Below are 16,184 nucleotides of genomic sequence, written 5' to 3'. Positions count from 1 at the left end.
AACGTGGCATACGAGTGATCGAGGAACGGCAGCGGCCATGACGGTGACTGAAGAGAACCAGGCGTACGGGCCGGGCATCGACCCCGAGCGTCTGGCCGTCTGCCTGAGCGTCCTCGAGGAGCTCGACACCCTGGACGTCGACCACCCGGACGCCATCGCCGTGCGCCGTGCCACGGCCGGCATCTACCGCACCGTGAAGCAGCGCCGCCGCCAGGAGCGCCGGGCCGCGAAGACCGCCCACGACAAGGCGGTCACCGAGGCCACCGCGACCGGCTCGGCCGAGCGGATCGACGACGAGACGCAGGGCCTGCTGCCGTCCTCCTCCGTCGTCGGCGAGATCGCGGGCATACTCCGGCGCCCCCGCTCCTGCTACATCTGCAAGACGCGGTACGTCGAGGTCGACGCGTTCTACCACCAGCTCTGCCAGAAGTGCGCCGCCGAGAACCGGGCCAAGCGCGACGCCCGCACCGACCTGACCGGGCGGCGGGCCCTGCTCACCGGCGGCCGCGCCAAGATCGGCATGTACATCGCGCTGCGGCTGCTGCGTGACGGTGCCCACACCACCATCACCACCCGTTTCCCCGGTGACGCGATCCGCCGCTTCAAGGCGATGCCGGACAGCGACGAGTGGATCCACCGCCTCAAGATCGTCGGCATTGACCTGCGGGACCCGGCGCAGGTGGTCGCCCTGGCCGACTCGGTGGCCGCCGAGGGCCCGCTGGACATCCTGATCAACAACGCGGCCCAGACCGTGCGCCGCTCCCCGCAGGCGTACAGCGAGCTGGTCGCCGCCGAGTCGGCCCCGCTGCCCGCGGGCGAGCTGCCGTCCGCCCAGGTCATCGGCACCTTCGGCAGCGGCGCCGTGGAGACGATGGCCGCCCTGCCCGCCCCCCGCACCGGCGACGGCCTGACCGCCCAGGACGTCACCGACCTGGCCCTCGTCAGCGGCTCCGCCTCCCTGGAGCGCATCGCGGCGGGCACCGCGATCGACGCGGGCGGACTGGTGCCGGACCTGCACGACACCAACAGTTGGATCCAGACCGTTTCCGAGGTCGATCCGGTCGAACTTCTCGAAGTCCAGCTCTGCAACTCCACCGCGCCGTTCATCCTCATCAGCCGGCTCCGCCGGTCGATGGCCGCGTCGTCGGCACGGCGCACGTACGTGGTGAACGTCTCCGCCATGGAGGGCGTCTTCAGCCGCGGCTACAAGGGCGCCGGGCACCCGCACACCAACATGGCCAAGGCCGCGCTCAACATGCTCACGCGCACCAGCGCCCAGGAGATGTTCGAGGCCGACCGCATCCTGATGACGGCGGTCGACACCGGCTGGATCACCGACGAGCGCCCGCACCCCGACAAGATGCGGCTCGCCGAGGCGGGCTTCCACGCCCCGCTCGACCTCGTCGACGGCGCGGCCCGGGTCTACGACCCGATCGTCCGCGGCGAGCTGGGCGAGGACCTGTACGGCTGCTTCCTCAAGGACTACGCCCCCTCCAAGTGGTGATCACCCCGGGGTGACCCGGACATGATGCCCGGAAGCGGGCAACGTGTCCGGATCCCGACCATGTGACGCGTTCCATCGAGCGGAAGCGTGCTCATTTGGTTAACCTGAAGCGAACGGCTCGCCGCCAGGGATCCACGAAACCCCCTCAGGCGGGCCTCGGGGACAGGCCTGCCACCAAGGCCGCGTTTCCGCCCGAGTACCGGCGCCACCGCGACCGAACGGCAGTACATGTCCTCATAGGTTCGCGACACGAAGGAGTGCGCGGTGACACCAGAACTCATGAAGCAGGAGCAGCGGCCGGCGGATATCGGCGAACGATCCGCGGGGCCGGACACCCTGGGAAGCCTCGAAGTGTGGGCCCGTTCGGCCCCGATCCGGCTGGCCGGCTACGAGGAGGACCTCGCAGAGCCGCACATCCTGCCCGGCATCGACTGACCGGCCGGCGAGCCGGTCCGTACCGTGCGCCCCGTGCCCCCCGCCGCCCCCGGCGGGGGGCACGCGCGTGCCCCGGCCGGGGCACGTCAGGACAGGCGGGTGGGCGGCAGGAACTCCCGCACGTAGGTCCGGTGCCACCAGGCGCCCGTCTCCCGCAGCTCACGCCGGGTGGTGAAGCGGTAGCGGTACAGCCGGGCGCGGACGCGCACCGGCGGGGCGTCGGGGAAGGGGTTGTGGCGCAGCAGCCGCAGCGTGTCGCGGTCCCCTTCCAGCAGCCGCTCCACGAAGGGCCCGAACCAGGAGTGCGCGTACGCGGGGGACAGTGCCGCGAACCACATCAGCCAGTCCAGCCGCAGGTGGTACGGCGCGAACTGGCGCGGCAGCCGCCGTACGTCGCCGGGCTTGCCCTTGAACTCGTACTCCCGCCACACCGTGCCGGGGTGGACGGTCGGCTCGTCGGTGCCCTCGATGACGATCTCGTGCCGGACCCGGCCGACCGTGCCGAAGGCCCCGTAGGTGTTGACCAGGTGCAGCGGGTCGAAGGAGCGGTTCATGGCCTGCTGCCGGGAGAGCAGGTTGCGGGCCGGGTGCCGGCTGAGGACCACCACGAGGGCGGTGACGGCGATGACGAGGACGCCGTACCAGAGCGGGGGAGGGGGCAGCGCGGGGGCGTCGGCGACGAGGGAGCCGTCCACGGCCGACAGGGCGAGCACGATGGTGATCCAGTTCAGCCAGGCGAAGTTGCCCGACAGCACCAGCCAGAGCTGGGTCACGGCGATGAGGCCCGCCGCCGCGCTCGCCACCGGCTGCGGGGTGAACAGCAGCAGGGGCACGGCGAGTTGCGTCACGTGGTTGGCGGCCGTCTCCACCCGGTGCAGGGGCCGGGGCAGGTGGTGGAAGAACCAGCTCAGCGGGCCGGGCATCGGCTGCGTCTCGTGGTGGTAGTACAGGCACGTGAGGTCGCGCCAGCAGGCGTCGCCGCGCAGCTTGATCAGGCCCGCGCCGAACTCCACCCGGAACAGCAGCCAGCGCAGCAGGAACAGGATCAGGACCGGCGGGGCGGTGTCCTCGTTGCCGAGGAAGACGGCGAGGAAGCCCGTCTCCAGGAGCAGGGATTCCCAGCCGAAGCCGTACCAGGTCTGTCCGACGTTGACGATGGACAGGTACAGCGCCCACAGCACCGCCCACATCAGCATCGACACGGCCAGGGGCACCGCGTCGCCCGCGCCCGCGACGAGCGCCAGCGCCAGCGCCGCCCCCGCCCAGGCGCAGAGCGCGAAGAACCGGTCCGAGTAGTGCAGGTGGAAGACGCTGGGCGCCACCCGGGGCGGGACGCGGCGCAGGAAGGCGGGGACCGGCAGCATGCCGCGCTCGCCGATGAGCGCCCGGAACTGGAGGGCGGCGCAGCAGAACGCGACCAGGTAGATCCCGGCCAGGGCCCGCTGGAAGACCAGTCGGCTCAGCCAGTAGTCGGACGAGGTGAACCAGAGCCACTCCACCGGATCAGTATCGAACGGCCCCTCGGCTCGTGGCGATCTTTCGCAGCGTACGGCCCAGGTGTCGCGCGTAGGCGCGCTGGAGCAGCGGGACCAGGGGCCCGGCGGCCCGCGTGTCCCAGCGGGCGGGCAGGCTGAAGGCCGTCACCGTGAAGCGGACCGATCCGTCGGTCCGCAGGTCCACCACGAACGACTCCTCACCGCTCTCCGGGTGCCCGGTCAGGGTGCCGTACGCGAAGCCGGTGCGGTCCTCCTCGTACGCCGTCCACACCACCTCGCAGGGTGCGCTCATCCGCAGCGGTCCGGCGCCGAGGGAGATCTCCACCGCCGTGCCCGGTTCGGCGCGCGGGGAGCCGGCCCGGACGCGTGCGCCGGAGGCGCGGTGCATCGCCCAGGTGGTGACGGCCGTGCCCGCCACCGCGAAGACGTCCGGGCCGTGCCCTATGAGGGTCTCGTGGTGCAGATGGTGGTAGCCGGCCGGCAGCGGGCGGGTTCCGGTGGCGCCGACCTCCGGGTAGTTGAACCCGGGGGCGGGGGTGCGGCCGCCGAGGGCGCGGATCAGGCGGGTCATGCCGGGGTCTCCTTGGTCTGCGTGAGGCGTCGCCAGGCCAGTACCGAGCACAGTGCGAAGCCGAGGGCGTTGCCGAGGCCGTGGGTGGCGGCCATCCAGGTCAGGTTCGGGTGCGGCAGGCCGGTCGCCTCGCCGAGCGCCCAGCTCAGGGCCGGCAGCATGGTCGCCACGAGGACGGCGGCCGAGACGGCGAGCAGTGCGCGGGTGGGCCGGTCGTGGTGTGCGGCGGCGACGTCGTGCCACGTCAGCCAGGCCACGGCCCACATGCCGGCGGTCAGGACGAGCGCCCCCGCCGGCTCGGCCCAGTCGTCCAGGAAGTAGCCCAGCAGGACGAGCAGGGTGCCCAGCGGCACGCTGAGCGCGGCGCACCGCGCCGCCGGGCGGTCCACCGCGCGGCAGACCAGTCCGGCCACCAGGGCGGCGGCGAAGCCGGCGAAGTGGAAGTGCGGGACGGTGAGCGCCAGGATGTCGAGCCCGAAGCCGGACAGCCGGTGCCCGGCCCGCTCGGCGACCAGCGCGAGAGCGGCGACCGAGGGGCTCACCAGCGCGGTCAGGGCGGCGATCTCGGTGGGCGCCGCCGACCGGGTACGCAGCAGCCGGCGCGGGGCGTGCAGGGCGAGCAGGACGGTGCCCAGGGCGTAGGCCGCGGCGAGCGCGGTCGCGGGGGCACCGCGCGGCAGCCACAGGCACAGGGCGCCCGGCACGGCGAACAGCGGCCACAGGCGGCGTACGGTGTCCAGCCCCGGGTCCTCCATGAGGCGGAGCCCGGCGGGGACGATCCCCAGCATGCCGAGCGTCACGATCAGGCCGACCAGTACGGTCACGCCGCCCCGCCCCCTTCCATTGAACGTGTTCAAAGCTGAGCCTAGGGCCTTCTTTGAACACGTTCAAGCGGGTGCGGGGAGGCCGTCCTCCGGTTGCGGGCGGGTCCGGCGTCCGGCAGACATGAACCACCGGCAGGCCGTACGGGCGGCCGAGGGCCGATCAGGAGGCGGGAGGTCCGCGTGCGTTCACCGATGCGTCTGCTGCTGGCCGCCGGGCTGCTCGTCGCCGGCTGCGGCGGGAACGGCGACGGCGGCACGGGCGAGGCGGCCGGACCCGGGCGGGCGGGCTCCCGCGAGGTGCGCCTCCAGCCGGCCGGCGCCCCCGGGCCTCACCCGTTCACCGCGTCGACCGTCCTCCCGTCGTCCCGGGCCGCCGCCCCGCCCGCGCCACGGTCCGGGGGCGGCCGGGGCCCGCGTACCGTCCCGGGGTCCGCACCCGGCCTCTACGCCGGGGTGCGCTCGGCCCCGAGCTGCGACGTGGAACGGCAGGTGGCTCTCCTGACCGCCGACGACCTCAAGGCGCGGGCCTTCGCCCAGGCGGCGGGCATCGGCCCCGCCGGCATCGGGTCCTGGCTGCGCGGCCTCACCCCCGTGACGCTGAGCGCCGACACACGGGTGACCGGCCACGGCTACCGCGGCGCCGCCGCCGTGCCCTTCCAGTCCGTCCTCCAGGCCGGTACGGCCGTACTGGTCGACCAGTACGGCGCGCCGCGCGTGCGGTGCGCGTGCGGAAACCCGCTGCGCTCGCCGGTCGTCACGCCGGGGGACGCCGTCACGGGCCGGCCCTGGGGCGGCTACGACCCCGGGCGGGTCGTGATCGTCGACCCCACCGAGCAGGTGGTGCACAGCCTGATCATCGTCGACGTCCGGAACAACACCTGGCTCGAACGCCTCACCGGCACCGGCGCCGACCGCGACGGGCTCCCCGAGGTCCCGCCGCCCTACGCCCCCGGGGAGCGGGACCTCGCCTCCGCGCCCGCGCCCAGTCGGCCGCGCGAGCAGCGGCCGCCCCGGCCGCCGGCCCCGGCCGACTGCCCCACCGAGACCGGCGGCACCCGGACCGTGCCGCCCGGCTGCCCCACCCCGCCCCCGCCCCCGCCGCCCCCGGTGGTCCGCGCGCCGGACGGCGCCGGGGAGCACGGCGGCCCCGACCGCCCCGCCGTCCCGGACGGCGGCCCCGAAGGCCCCGGGAGCGGGCCCGCCCCCGGACTCCCGGACGAGCCCGGCGTACCCGACGGGGCCGGTGTGCCCGAGGGTGGCGAGGTGCCCGAGGGTGCCGGTGTGCCCGACGGGTCCGGGGTGCCGGACGAGGCGGGGCAGCCGCAGGACATGCCCCTCGAACCGGCGTTCAGCGAGGGCTGATGGCTCCCCGGACGGTTCCTCCTCCGACCCTGTGTGCGGTTCTGCGTACGGTCGAAAAAGCCGACAAATGATGGCAGAGTGGCTCCATGGTTGATCCGGCAGCGGATGCCCTGTCGCTCCCTGAGGACTGGCCCGCCCACCCGGATCTGAGCCTGTCCCTCAACCGCATGGGCAGCTTCGACTGGGACCTCGACACGGGGCTCATGCACATGGACCAGGCCGCCCTCGACGTCTTCCAGGTGGACGTCACCGAGTACGACGGGCGGCCCGAGAGCCTCGCCCCCCGCGTACCGCCCAGCGAGTCCGTCCGCCTCGACGGGATGGTGGCGCAGGCCCTCAAGAGCGGCGGGACGCACTACGGCACGTACTTCCGCATCCGCACCCGCGACGGCGGCCTGCGCTGGACCCACACCCAGGGGTTCATCCGGCGGGACGAGACCGGCCGCCCCCGCCGCATCATCGGCATCGTCCGGGACGCCACCCAGGAGCTCGCCGAGTCCACCGCCCGGCGCGAGGTCGACGAGGAGCGGCGCCGCCAGACCAGTGTGGTCGAATCCACCACGGCGGCCCTGGCCCACGCCCGGACCGTCCAGGACGTCATCGACGTGCTCAAGGACTCGCACGGCCTGGAGCACCTCGGCGCGACCAGCCTCGTGATGGGGCTGCTCGAGTCGGGCCGCATCCACCTGGTCGCCGACGGGCCGCGCGGCTCCTTCGTGCCCGGCACCCGCTACACCCGGGTGGACGAGCAGTACCCGATGAGCGAGGTCGTCCGCACCCTCGCCCCCCGCTTCATCGAGTCGCCCGAGGACTTCGCCACCTCGTACCCCATCCTCTGGCCGCACATCAGCGGGCTCGGGATCACCTCCGCCGCCTACCTGCCGCTGATCGCCCAGGCCCGCCCCATCGGCGCCCTCGGCCTGCTCTACAGCGACAAGAACGGCTTCTCGCCGGAGGACCGCAACGTGCTGGTCGCACTCGGCAGCAGCATCGGGCAGAGCATCCAGCGCGCCATGCTCTTCGAGCAGGAGCACGACCTCGCCGAGGGGCTCCAGCAGGCCATGCTGCCGCGCCGCATCCCCGAGGTGCCCGGCGCACAGATCGCGGTCCGCTACCGCTCCGCCCGGCTCGGCCGGGACATCGGCGGCGACTGGTACGACATCATCCCGCTGCCCGGCGGGCGGGTCGGCGCCGTCATCGGGGACGTACAGGGGCACGACACGCACGCCGCCGCCGTGATGGGGCAGCTCCGCATCGTGCTGCGGGCGTACGCGGCCGAGGGACACACCCCGGCGACCGTGATGGCACGGGCCTCCTCCTTCCTGCACGAGCTGGACACCGACCGCTTCGCCACCTGCACGTACCTGGAGGCCGACCTGGCGACCGGGGTGGTGCAGATGGTGCGGGCCGGCCACGTCGAGCCGCTGCTGCGCGACACCGACGGGAGCTGCCGCCGGGTGCCGGTGCAGGGCGGGATGCCGCTGGGCCTGTCGGCGGAGTTCGGGCGCCTGGACTACCCCGTCGCCATCCTGGAGCTGGACCCCGGGCAGACGCTGGTGCTCTACACCGACGGGCTGGTCGAGCAGCCGGGCGCCGACCTCGACGAGGGCATGCAGTGGCTCTCGGCCCTGGTGCGGAGCGGGCCGGACGACCTCCACGACCTCGCCGACCGCCTGTGCGACGTCGTCGACGAGCGCGGCGGCGAGGACGACGTGGCGATCCTGCTGCTGCGCCGCCGGGGCGGGTTCACCCCGCAGGCCGGCGGGCGGCTCCAGCAGCACGTGGCGCAGAGCGACCCGGAGGCGCTGGCCTCGGCCCGGCACATGATCAGGGCGGCCGTACGGGCCTGGGGGGCGGGGGATCGGGCCGACGAGATCGAGCTGGTCGCCGACGAGCTGATCACCAACGCGCTGCTCCACACCGACGGCGGGGCGATCGTCACCCTGCGGATGCTCACCGGGCACGAACGGCGGCTGAGGGTCGAGGTGGAGGACCGCTCCAGCGCGCTGCCCCGCCGCCGCGACGCGGGCCTGTCGGGTGTCTCGGGCCGGGGGCTCCTGCTGGTCGACCGGCTGACCGATGTGTGGGGCGTGGACTCGCGCGGCACCGGCAAGTGCGTCTGGTGCGAGTTCACCGTCCCGGTCCGACCGGAAATGTAATGGACACCTTCTGTTTACGGTAAGTGAAGGGATCGTACTTGACCGTAACCGACCGAAGGCGTTTGACTGCTGTTCCGTAGCCTTCCACGGCCCTCCACGACATGGGGATCGATCCCTTGAGCAGTGAGCTGCTGGCACCTCTCGACCTGGCCTTCTGGCACCTCGAAACGGCCGACCACCCCATGCACCTGGGCGCCCTCGCCCGCTTCGACCCCGGGCCCGGCGACCCCGGCGACGTCCTGGACCTGCTGCGCGAGCGCGCCGCCGCCATCCCCCGGCTGAGGATGCGCGTCCGCGACGTCCTGCTCCCGGTCGGCGGCGCCGCCTGGAGCGTCGACAAGGACTTCGACGTCCGCCGTCACGTGCGCCACGTCCCCCTGCCGGGCGACCCGCCCGACGTCACCGCCGGGGCGACCCGGCTCGCGGGCGAGCTGATGGAACGTCCCCTCGAACGCGGCCGGCCGCCCTGGGAGATGTACCTCCTCACCGGCGCGCCCGGCGGGCCCTTCGCCGTGCTCGTCAAGCTCCACCACGCGCTCGCCGACGGCATGCGCGCGGTCGCCATCGGCGCCGGCATCTTCGACGAGATCGCCGGCGCCCGGACCGCCGCCGGACGCCGCCGGACGCGCCCGGTACCGCCCCGCTCCTGGCTGCCCGGCCCGCTGAACGTGGCGGACGCCGCACGCGGCCGCCTCGAGGAGTTCGGCCGCGCCCTGGGCGTCGGCGCCTCCGTCGTCCGCGCCAGCCGCCTCGACCCGCGCGGAACGCCCGCGCTCACCGCCGGCTCCAGCGGAACGCGCCGCCTGGCCACCGTGGACCTGGACCTGGAAGAGGTGCGCCGGGTGCGCCGGTTCGCGGGCGGCACCGCCAACGACGTGCTGCTCGCGGTCACCGCCGGGGCGCTGCGCCACTGGATGCTGGAGCGGGGCGAACGGCCGCCCACGGCCGACCCGCGCGCCCTCGTGCCGGTCTCCCGGCGGCGGCCCGGCGGTGCCCCCGGCCCCGGCAACACCTTCTCCGCGTACCTCCTGGACCTGCCGCTCTCCGACCCCGACCCCCTGGACCGGCTCCACTCCGTACGCCGCCGCATGGACCGCAACAAGGCCGCCGGGCCCACCCGGGGGGCCGGGGCGGTCGCCGTACTCGCCGACCAACTGCCGCCTCTCGCCCACCGGTTCGGCGCGCCGCTGGCCCAGGGGGCGGCGCGGATGCTGTTCGACGTCCTCGTCACCAACGTGCCGCTGCCGCGCTCCACCCTCTCCCTCGGCGGCTGCCCGCTGCGCGCCCTGCACCCCATGGCCCCGCTCGCCCGGGGCCAGGCGCTGGCCGTGGCGATGTCCCCGTACGGCGGACAGGTGCACATCGGGCTCGTCGCCGACGGCAAGGCCGTGCCGGACGTCGACCGGCTCGCCCACGCGATGGCCGACGAGCTCGCCGAGCTGGTCAAGCTCACCCGGCGGACCTGAGCGGCGCACCGGCCGCCCCTGCGGCACGCTGGAACCATGCCCGAACTGCCCGAGGTCGAAGCCCTGCGAGAGTTCCTCGACGAGCACCTGGCGGGCAAGGAGATCGCCCGCGCCCTGCCCGTCGCGATCAGCGTCCTCAAGACGTACGACCCGCCGCTGTCCGCGCTCGACGGCACCACCGTCACGGCCGTCGACCGGCACGGCAAGTTCCTCGACATCGCGGCGGGCGGGCTCCACCTGCTGATCCACCTCGCCCGCGCGGGCTGGCTCCAGTGGCGCGACGTCCTGCCCTCCGGACCGCCGCGCCCCGGCAAGGGCCCGCTCGCCCTGCGCGTCGCGCTCACCGGCGGCGACGGCTTCGACCTCACCGAGGCGGGCACCACCAAACGCCTCGCCGTCCACCTCGTCCACGACCCGGCCGACGTCCCCGGGGTCGCCCGGCTGGGCCCCGACCCGCTCGCCGGCGACTTCGACCGCGACGCCTTCGCCACCCTCCTCGCCGGGGAGCGGCGCCAGGTCAAGGGAGCCCTGCGGGACCAGAGCCTGATCGCCGGGATCGGCAACGCCTACAGCGACGAGATCCTGCACGCCGCCCGGATGTCGCCCTTCAAGCCCGTGCAGAACCTCACCGAGGACGAGACGACCGCGCTGTACGAGGCGATGCGCGCCACCCTCCGCAGCGCCGTGGAGCGTTCGCACCACGTCGCCGCCGGCCGCCTCAAGGCCGAGAAGAAGAGCGGGCTGCGCGTCCACGGCCGCACCGGCGAGGCGTGTCCCGTCTGCGGCGACACCATCCGCGAGGTGTCGTACCGCGACTCGTCGCTCCAGTACTGCCCCACCTGCCAGACCGGCGGCAAACCCCTCGCCGACCGCCGCCTGTCCCGGCTGCTGAAGTAGCCCGCTGCCGGACCCGGCAGGGCTGCTCACCAGCCCGGGTGCCGGACCCGTCACCGCTGCCGGCCGTGGCCTCAGGGCCGTACCGACACCAGACGCTCGCCCTTCTCGGTCCGCACCTCGAGCCGCTCGATCTCGCCGAGCCGCAGCGCGATCCCGCCCTCCATCACCGGCTCGTCGCCCTCCTCCGTCGCCCAGGTCATCACCGGCCACGCCCGGCCGTCCGCCCCGACCACGACCAGTTCGCACACGTGAGCCCCCCGCACCCCGGCCACCCGCAGCGCCACCTCCGTGCCCCACTCCCGGTCCCGCAGCGCCACAGACGCGGACGTCCCGGTCGCCGGGTCCGTCGCCGCCGCCCGGCGCACCGCCGCATCGCCGCCGCCCGGCCCGGACGGGGCCAGCAGCACGGCGCCCGGCACCGCGACCGCCAGCGCCGCCGCCACCCCCACGACCCGAGACCGCCACCGCCGCGCCCGCACGGGACGCGCACGACGGGACCTCCGGCGCCCCACCGGCGACCCCGGCACCGCCGCCGCGCCCAGGGGCCGCAGCGGCTCACGCTCGGCGAGCTGGGCCAGCACCGACGCGGTGAACAGGAAGTCCGGGAGCCCGGCCGCGCACGCCGCGCACCGCGCCAGGTGCTCCTCGCACGCGAGGGCGTCCGCCGGTTCCAGCACGCCCAGCGCATAGGCGGCGACATCGTGATGCCGCTCCCGCAGACTCATGGGGGTGCCTCATTCCCGCGTACGCGTCCGTGTGCCGTGTGCTTCCGTGAAGCCCTACGCCAAGGAGTACGCATCCGAGCCGTTCCTCGCTCAATCGCCCCACCCCTACACTCCGCACCATGGTGCGCGTACTGGCCGTCGACGACGAGAAGCCCGCTCTCGAAGAGCTCCTCTACCTCCTGCGCTCCGACCCCAGGGTGCGCAGCGCGGAGGGCGCCACCGACGCCACCGAGGCGCTGCGCCGCATCGGCCGTGCCCTGGAGGCCGGGCCCGACGGCGAGGACGCCATCGACGTCGTCTTCCTCGACATCCACATGGCCGGGCTCACCGGCCTCGACATCGCCCGGCTGATAGCCGGCTTCGCCAGGCCGCCGCTGATCGTCTTCGTCACCGCCCACGAGGGGTTCGCCCTCCAGGCCTTCGACCTCAAGGCCGTCGACTACGTCCTCAAACCGGTCCGCAAGGAGCGCCTGGCGGAGGCCGTACGACGCGTCCGCGAACTCGCCGAACCCGCGATCGCCGCCCCGGCGGCGGAGCAGATCCCGGTCGAACTGGGCGGTGTGACCCGCTTCGTGGCCGTCGACGACATCGCCTACGTCGAGGCCCAGGGCGACTACGCGCGGCTCCACACCGACGAGGGCAGCCACCTCGTGCGCATCCCGCTGTCCACGCTGGAGGAGCGGTGGGCGGCGCGCGGGTTCGTCCGCATCCACCGCAGCCACCTGGTCGCGCTGCGGCGCATCGACGAACTGCGCCTCGACGCCGGGGCCACCACCGTCCGGGTCGGCAGCGCCGAACTAGCCGTCAGCCGCCGGCACGCCCGCCACCTGCGCGACCTGCTGATGCGCCAGGCACGCGGCTGACCCGGCCCGCCCGAGTCCGCAGCGGCCGGCCGGGGTCGCGCGGGTACGCGGCCCGGGAGGCGGCGCACCGCCCCGTCCGGCCGGCCCGCGCCCGGCACCCCGCCCCGAACCGGGGTCTACCTTCGGTAATGGCTTCTGCGTAGACTCCACCATCCCAGCCAGCCGACCCACCCGCCGACCCCCGGACGCCGATGCCCGCAGAGCACCACGCCGCCGAGCAGCAGCCCGCGCGCCGCCCCCGCCGCGAGACGGTCACCGGCGCCCCGCGCTCCGCCCGACGCCCGCCCGGCCACGCGCACGCCCGCTCCGAGATCAGCGAGCAGACCACCCTCGGCCACACCTACGTCCGTTCCCTGATGCGCAGTCAGCTCCGGGCCGCGCTCCACGCGCTGGCCACCCTCGCCCTGCTCGTCGGCTCGCTGCCCCTGCTGTTCACCCTCCCGGCGGCGCTGGGGCACGGCACCGCCCAGCCGTTCGTCTGGGCGGCCCTGGGCGGCGGTGCGTACCCCGTCGTCTGGCTCGTCGCCCGCTGGTACGTCCGCCGCGCCGAACGCAACGAACGCGACTTCACCGGCCTCGTCGAAGGCCGCTGACACGGCGTGGACCGGACGTGAACCAGACCTACGCGGTGGCCGCCGTCACCGCCGTCGTCCTCGCCACCGTGCTCATCGGCGCGCTCGGGCTGCGCATCTCCCGCACCACCTCCGACTTCTACGTGGCCTCCCGCACCGTGGGCCCCCGCCTCAACGCCGCCGCCATCAGCGGCGAGTACCTCTCCGCCGCCTCCTTCCTGGGCATCGCGGGACTCGTCCTCCTCCAGGGCCCCGACATGCTCTGGTACCCGGTCGGCTACACCGCCGGGTACCTCGTCCTGCTGGTCCTGGTGGCCGCACCGCTGCGCCGCTCCGGCGCGTACACGCTCTCCGACTTCGCCGAGGCCCGCCTGGAGTCGCCCGAGGCCCGCCGGCTGGCCAGCCTGTTCGTCGTCGGCATCGGCTGGCTCTACCTGCTGCCGCAGCTCCAGGGCGCCGGCCTGACGCTGGAGATCCTCACCGGCGCGCCCGACTGGGTCGGCGGGCTGGTCGTCGCCGTCGTCGTCACGGGGGCCGTCGCGGCGGGCGGGATGCGCAGCATCACCTTCGTGCAGGCGTTCCAGTACTGGCTCAAGCTCACCGCCCTGCTGGTCCCCGCGCTGTTCCTGGTGACCGCCTGGTGGGGAGACGACGCGCCGCGCGCCCGGTTCGACGCGCCCGCCGTCCTGCGCGAGCACACCACCGTGACGGTCCAGGACACCGTGCGCATCGAGGTGGACGCGCCGCTGACCCTGACCGTCTCCGGACGGGTCGACTCCACCGCGTACGAGGAGGACCGGGTCACCCTCGACCGGGGCGGCCACCACGTCGAGGCGGGCACCACCCTGCGCTTCCCCGAGGGCGCCCGCGTCCCCGAGCGGGCCGCCGGCGGCACCGACCCCCTCGGCTGGTCCCAGCCACTGGCCGGCGGCCGTGACGGCCACCAGCTCTACGCCACCTACGGGCTGATCCTCGCCACCTTCCTCGGCACCATGGGGCTGCCGCACGTCGCCGTCCGCTTCTACACCAGCCCCGACGGCCGCACCGCCCGCCGCACCACGCTCGTCGTCCTCGGCCTGGTGGGCGCCTTCTACCTGCTGCCGCCCGTCTACGGCGCGCTCGGCCGGATCTACGCCCCCGAGCTCGCCCTGACCGGGGCGGCGGACGCGGCCGTGCTCGTGCTGCCCGACCGGGTCCTGGGCGGGACGGCCGGGGAACTGCTGGGCGCGCTGCTGGCGGGCGGGGCGTTCGCGGCGTTCCTGTCGACGGCGTCCGGGCTGACCATGTCGGTCGCCGGGGTGCTCAGCCAGGACGTGCTGCCCTCGCGCGGGGTGCGGCACTTCCGGCTGGCGACCGTGCTCGCCGTGGCGGTGCCGCTGGCCGTCAGCCTGGTGGCCACGAACGTGCCGGTGGCGGACGCCGTGGGCCTGGCGTTCGCCGTGTCGGCGTCCTCGTTCTGCCCGCTGCTGGTGCTCGGCATCTGGTGGCGGCGGCTCACCCCGCCCGGCGCCATGGCCGGTCTCGTGGCGGGCGGCGGGGCCGCGCTCACGGCCGTGATGGCGACCCGCGCGGGGCTCGCCCCGGAGGGGTGGCCGCACACCCTGATGGCGTGGCCCGCCCTGTGGTCGGTGCCGCTCGGGTTCCTCACCATGGTCGCCGTCTCACTCGCCACGCCCCGGCGCGTCCCGCCCGGCACCCCGGCCATCCTGGCCCGGCTCCACCTGCCCGAGGACCTGGTCGGCCGCCCCCCGGGCCGCCCCCGGGCGCCGGAACGGCCGGACAGGGCCGAGCGGTGAGCGGCACCCTCCTCGCCGCCCTGGGCGCCGCGGGGGCCGTCCTCCTCGCGGCCGGGTTCGCGCTGGGGCGGCTCAGCGCGCGGCGGGCCGGGAAGGACGTCCGGGACCTGGGCACGCCCGTGGAGCGGGCCACCTTCCACACCCTGCACACCGCCTCGCTCGCCGCCCCGCCGCTGCGGGCCGGGCTCACCGGGGACACCGCGCGCAAGGCCGCGCGCCGGCTGCGCTCCCTGCTCGGCACCGAGGCGCTGTGCCTCACCGACCGCACGGCCGTGCTCGCCTGGGACGGCCCCGGAGGCGACCACCACCGCGCCCAGGTGATGGAACGGGTCGCCGAGGTGCTGGACTCGGGGCGGGGCCAGAGCGTGCGCGCCGAGTGCGGCGAGCCGGGCTGCCCGCTGCGCTGGGCCGTGGTCGCGCCGCTGACCGGGGAGGAGGGCGTGCTGGGGGCGCTGGTCGCGTACGGCTCGCGGGAGTCGGCGGTGCTGGCGCGGGCCGCGACGGAGGTGGCCCGCTGGGTGTCGGTGCAGCTCGAACTGGCGGAGCTGGACCGCTCGCGCACGCGGCTGATCGAGGCCGAGATACGGGCGCTGCGCGCGCAGATCTCCCCGCACTTCATCTTCAACTCGCTCGCCGCCATCGCCTCCTTCGTCCGCACCGATCCGGAGCGGGCCCGCGAGCTGCTGCTGGAGTTCGCCGACTTCACCCGCTACTCGTTCCGGCGGCACGGTGAGTTCACCCAGCTCGCCGACGAGCTGCGCTCCATCGAGCAGTACCTGGCGCTCGCGGGCGCGCGGTTCGGCGACCGGCTCCAGGTCACCCTCCAGGTGGCGCCCGAGGTGCTGCCGGTGACGCTGCCCTTCCTGTGCCTCCAGCCGCTGGTCGAGAACGCCGTCAAGCACGGGCTGGAGGACTCCCGCACCACGTGCCGGGTGACGATCGCGGCCCAGGACGCGGGTGCGGAGGCCGTCGTGACCATCGAGGACGACGGGGTGGGCATGGAACCGGACCTGCTGCGGGCGATCCTCTCGGGCGAGCGCCCCCGGGCGTCCGGCATCGGCCTGTCCAACGTCGACGAACGGCTGCGCCAGGTGTACGGGGACGACTACGGCCTGGTCGTCGAGACGGGGGTCGGCGCGGGCATGAAGGTCACGGTCCGTGTTCCGAAGTACCGCGCGGGTGTGTACCGCGACCCACCCTCGTCCGTTCAGGAATGAAATGTCCCGGTATGGGGACGCGGCTGCATGGCGGTGACCGCTCACCGGGAGGCAGCCATGCGCATACATGATCACTACGAACTGGACTTCGGACGGGACGACGTCGTGGAGGTCCACCGCACGGACCGCACCGGGGCCGGCGGGCACCCGGTCTACGCCGACGACACGGGCATCGTCCTGGCGGAGATCAGCGACCGCGGCGAGGTGCGGATGCTGGCCAGCGGCGGCCAGCAGGACCTGCCCTCCAGGGTGCGGGCGCGCCCGGTCCAGCCGCACTGAGCCGGCCGGCGCCGCGGC

The 16,184-nt window shown here is 74.6% G+C and carries 15 protein-coding genes; 11 read left to right on the top strand and 4 right to left on the bottom strand.

The window, feature by feature from the left end; all coding sequences use genetic code 11:
* The first annotated feature begins 37 nt into the window (after nucleotides 1-37).
* Both E2B92_RS28760 and E2B92_RS33105 read left to right on the top strand, forming a co-directional pair.
* On the top strand, nucleotides 38-1,504 hold the full coding sequence (locus E2B92_RS28760; RefSeq protein ID WP_126889182.1) for an SDR family NAD(P)-dependent oxidoreductase: 1,467 nt from the start codon (nucleotides 38-40) through the stop codon (nucleotides 1,502-1,504).
* Nucleotides 1,505-1,768: 264 nt separating this feature from the next.
* On the top strand, nucleotides 1,769-1,939 hold the full coding sequence (locus tag E2B92_RS33105) for a hypothetical protein (protein ID WP_185923797.1): 171 nt from the start codon (nucleotides 1,769-1,771) through the stop codon (nucleotides 1,937-1,939).
* Nucleotides 1,940-2,025: 86 nt separating this feature from the next.
* On the opposite strand, the gene E2B92_RS28755 is transcribed toward E2B92_RS33105, so the two are convergent.
* From E2B92_RS28755 to E2B92_RS28745, 3 genes are read right to left on the bottom strand one after another with little or no spacing between them, the layout of a single operon-like run.
* A complete protein-coding gene (locus E2B92_RS28755; protein WP_126889183.1) occupies nucleotides 2,026-3,438 on the bottom strand; it encodes a lipase maturation factor family protein in 1,413 nt (470 codons plus the stop codon).
* Between the two features lie 4 nt (nucleotides 3,439-3,442).
* Entirely contained in the window at nucleotides 3,443-4,006 is a 564-nt protein-coding gene (locus tag E2B92_RS28750; protein WP_126889184.1) for a DUF1990 family protein, read from the bottom strand.
* Entirely contained in the window at nucleotides 4,003-4,830 is an 828-nt protein-coding gene (locus E2B92_RS28745) for a YndJ family protein (RefSeq protein WP_126889185.1), read from the bottom strand. The genes E2B92_RS28750 and E2B92_RS28745 overlap by 4 nt, the downstream gene beginning before the upstream one ends.
* A 180-nt stretch (nucleotides 4,831-5,010) precedes the next feature.
* Between E2B92_RS28745 and E2B92_RS28740 the strand changes: the two genes are divergently transcribed.
* The 4 genes from E2B92_RS28740 (at nucleotide 5,011) to E2B92_RS28725 (ending at nucleotide 10,714) form a co-directional block, all read left to right on the top strand.
* Entirely contained in the window at nucleotides 5,011-6,192 is a 1,182-nt protein-coding gene (locus E2B92_RS28740; RefSeq protein ID WP_200836943.1) for a DUF6777 domain-containing protein, read from the top strand.
* 86 nt (nucleotides 6,193-6,278) lie between these two features.
* A complete protein-coding gene (locus E2B92_RS28735; protein WP_126887015.1) occupies nucleotides 6,279-8,351 on the top strand; it encodes a SpoIIE family protein phosphatase in 2,073 nt (690 codons plus the stop codon).
* 116 nt (nucleotides 8,352-8,467) lie between these two features.
* Complete coding sequence (locus E2B92_RS28730; protein ID WP_126887014.1) at nucleotides 8,468-9,817, top strand: wax ester/triacylglycerol synthase family O-acyltransferase; 1,350 nt, start codon at nucleotides 8,468-8,470, stop codon at nucleotides 9,815-9,817.
* Nucleotides 9,818-9,853: 36 nt separating this feature from the next.
* Nucleotides 9,854-10,714, top strand: coding sequence for an Fpg/Nei family DNA glycosylase (locus E2B92_RS28725; protein WP_126887013.1), 861 nt, complete (start codon nucleotides 9,854-9,856; stop codon nucleotides 10,712-10,714).
* A gap of 71 nt (nucleotides 10,715-10,785) precedes the next feature.
* Here the strand turns inward: E2B92_RS28725 and E2B92_RS28720 are convergent, their stop codons facing one another.
* Nucleotides 10,786-11,439 (bottom strand): anti-sigma factor family protein, encoded by a 654-nt coding sequence (locus E2B92_RS28720; RefSeq protein ID WP_126887012.1) that lies wholly within the window; start codon nucleotides 11,437-11,439, stop codon nucleotides 10,786-10,788.
* A 119-nt stretch (nucleotides 11,440-11,558) separates the two neighbouring features.
* Between E2B92_RS28720 and E2B92_RS28715 the strand changes: the two genes are divergently transcribed.
* From E2B92_RS28715 to E2B92_RS28695, 5 genes are all read left to right on the top strand, one after another.
* Nucleotides 11,559-12,302 carry a LytR/AlgR family response regulator transcription factor gene (locus tag E2B92_RS28715; protein ID WP_126887011.1) on the top strand — a complete coding sequence of 248 codons (744 nt, stop codon included), beginning with the start codon at nucleotides 11,559-11,561 and terminating at the stop codon, nucleotides 12,300-12,302.
* Nucleotides 12,303-12,493: 191 nt separating this feature from the next.
* Entirely contained in the window at nucleotides 12,494-12,895 is a 402-nt protein-coding gene (locus E2B92_RS28710; protein WP_126888962.1) for a hypothetical protein, read from the top strand.
* Between the two features lie 17 nt (nucleotides 12,896-12,912).
* On the top strand, nucleotides 12,913-14,670 hold the full coding sequence (locus E2B92_RS28705) for a sodium/solute symporter (protein WP_126888963.1): 1,758 nt from the start codon (nucleotides 12,913-12,915) through the stop codon (nucleotides 14,668-14,670).
* On the top strand, nucleotides 14,667-15,887 hold the full coding sequence (locus E2B92_RS28700) for a histidine kinase (protein WP_126888964.1): 1,221 nt from the start codon (nucleotides 14,667-14,669) through the stop codon (nucleotides 15,885-15,887). Before E2B92_RS28705 ends, E2B92_RS28700 begins: the two co-directional genes overlap by 4 nt.
* A 57-nt stretch (nucleotides 15,888-15,944) precedes the next feature.
* Complete coding sequence (locus tag E2B92_RS28695; RefSeq protein WP_126888965.1) at nucleotides 15,945-16,166, top strand: DUF6296 family protein; 222 nt, start codon at nucleotides 15,945-15,947, stop codon at nucleotides 16,164-16,166.
* Nucleotides 16,167-16,184: the final 18 nt, after the last annotated feature.

It is taken from the genome of Streptomyces sp. WAC05374 (assembly GCF_004353505.1).
Lineage (GTDB): Bacteria > Actinomycetota > Actinomycetes > Streptomycetales > Streptomycetaceae > Streptomyces.
The sequence above is the reverse complement of the archived record's forward strand: the minus strand, read 5'-3'. Positions and strand labels throughout refer to the sequence as shown.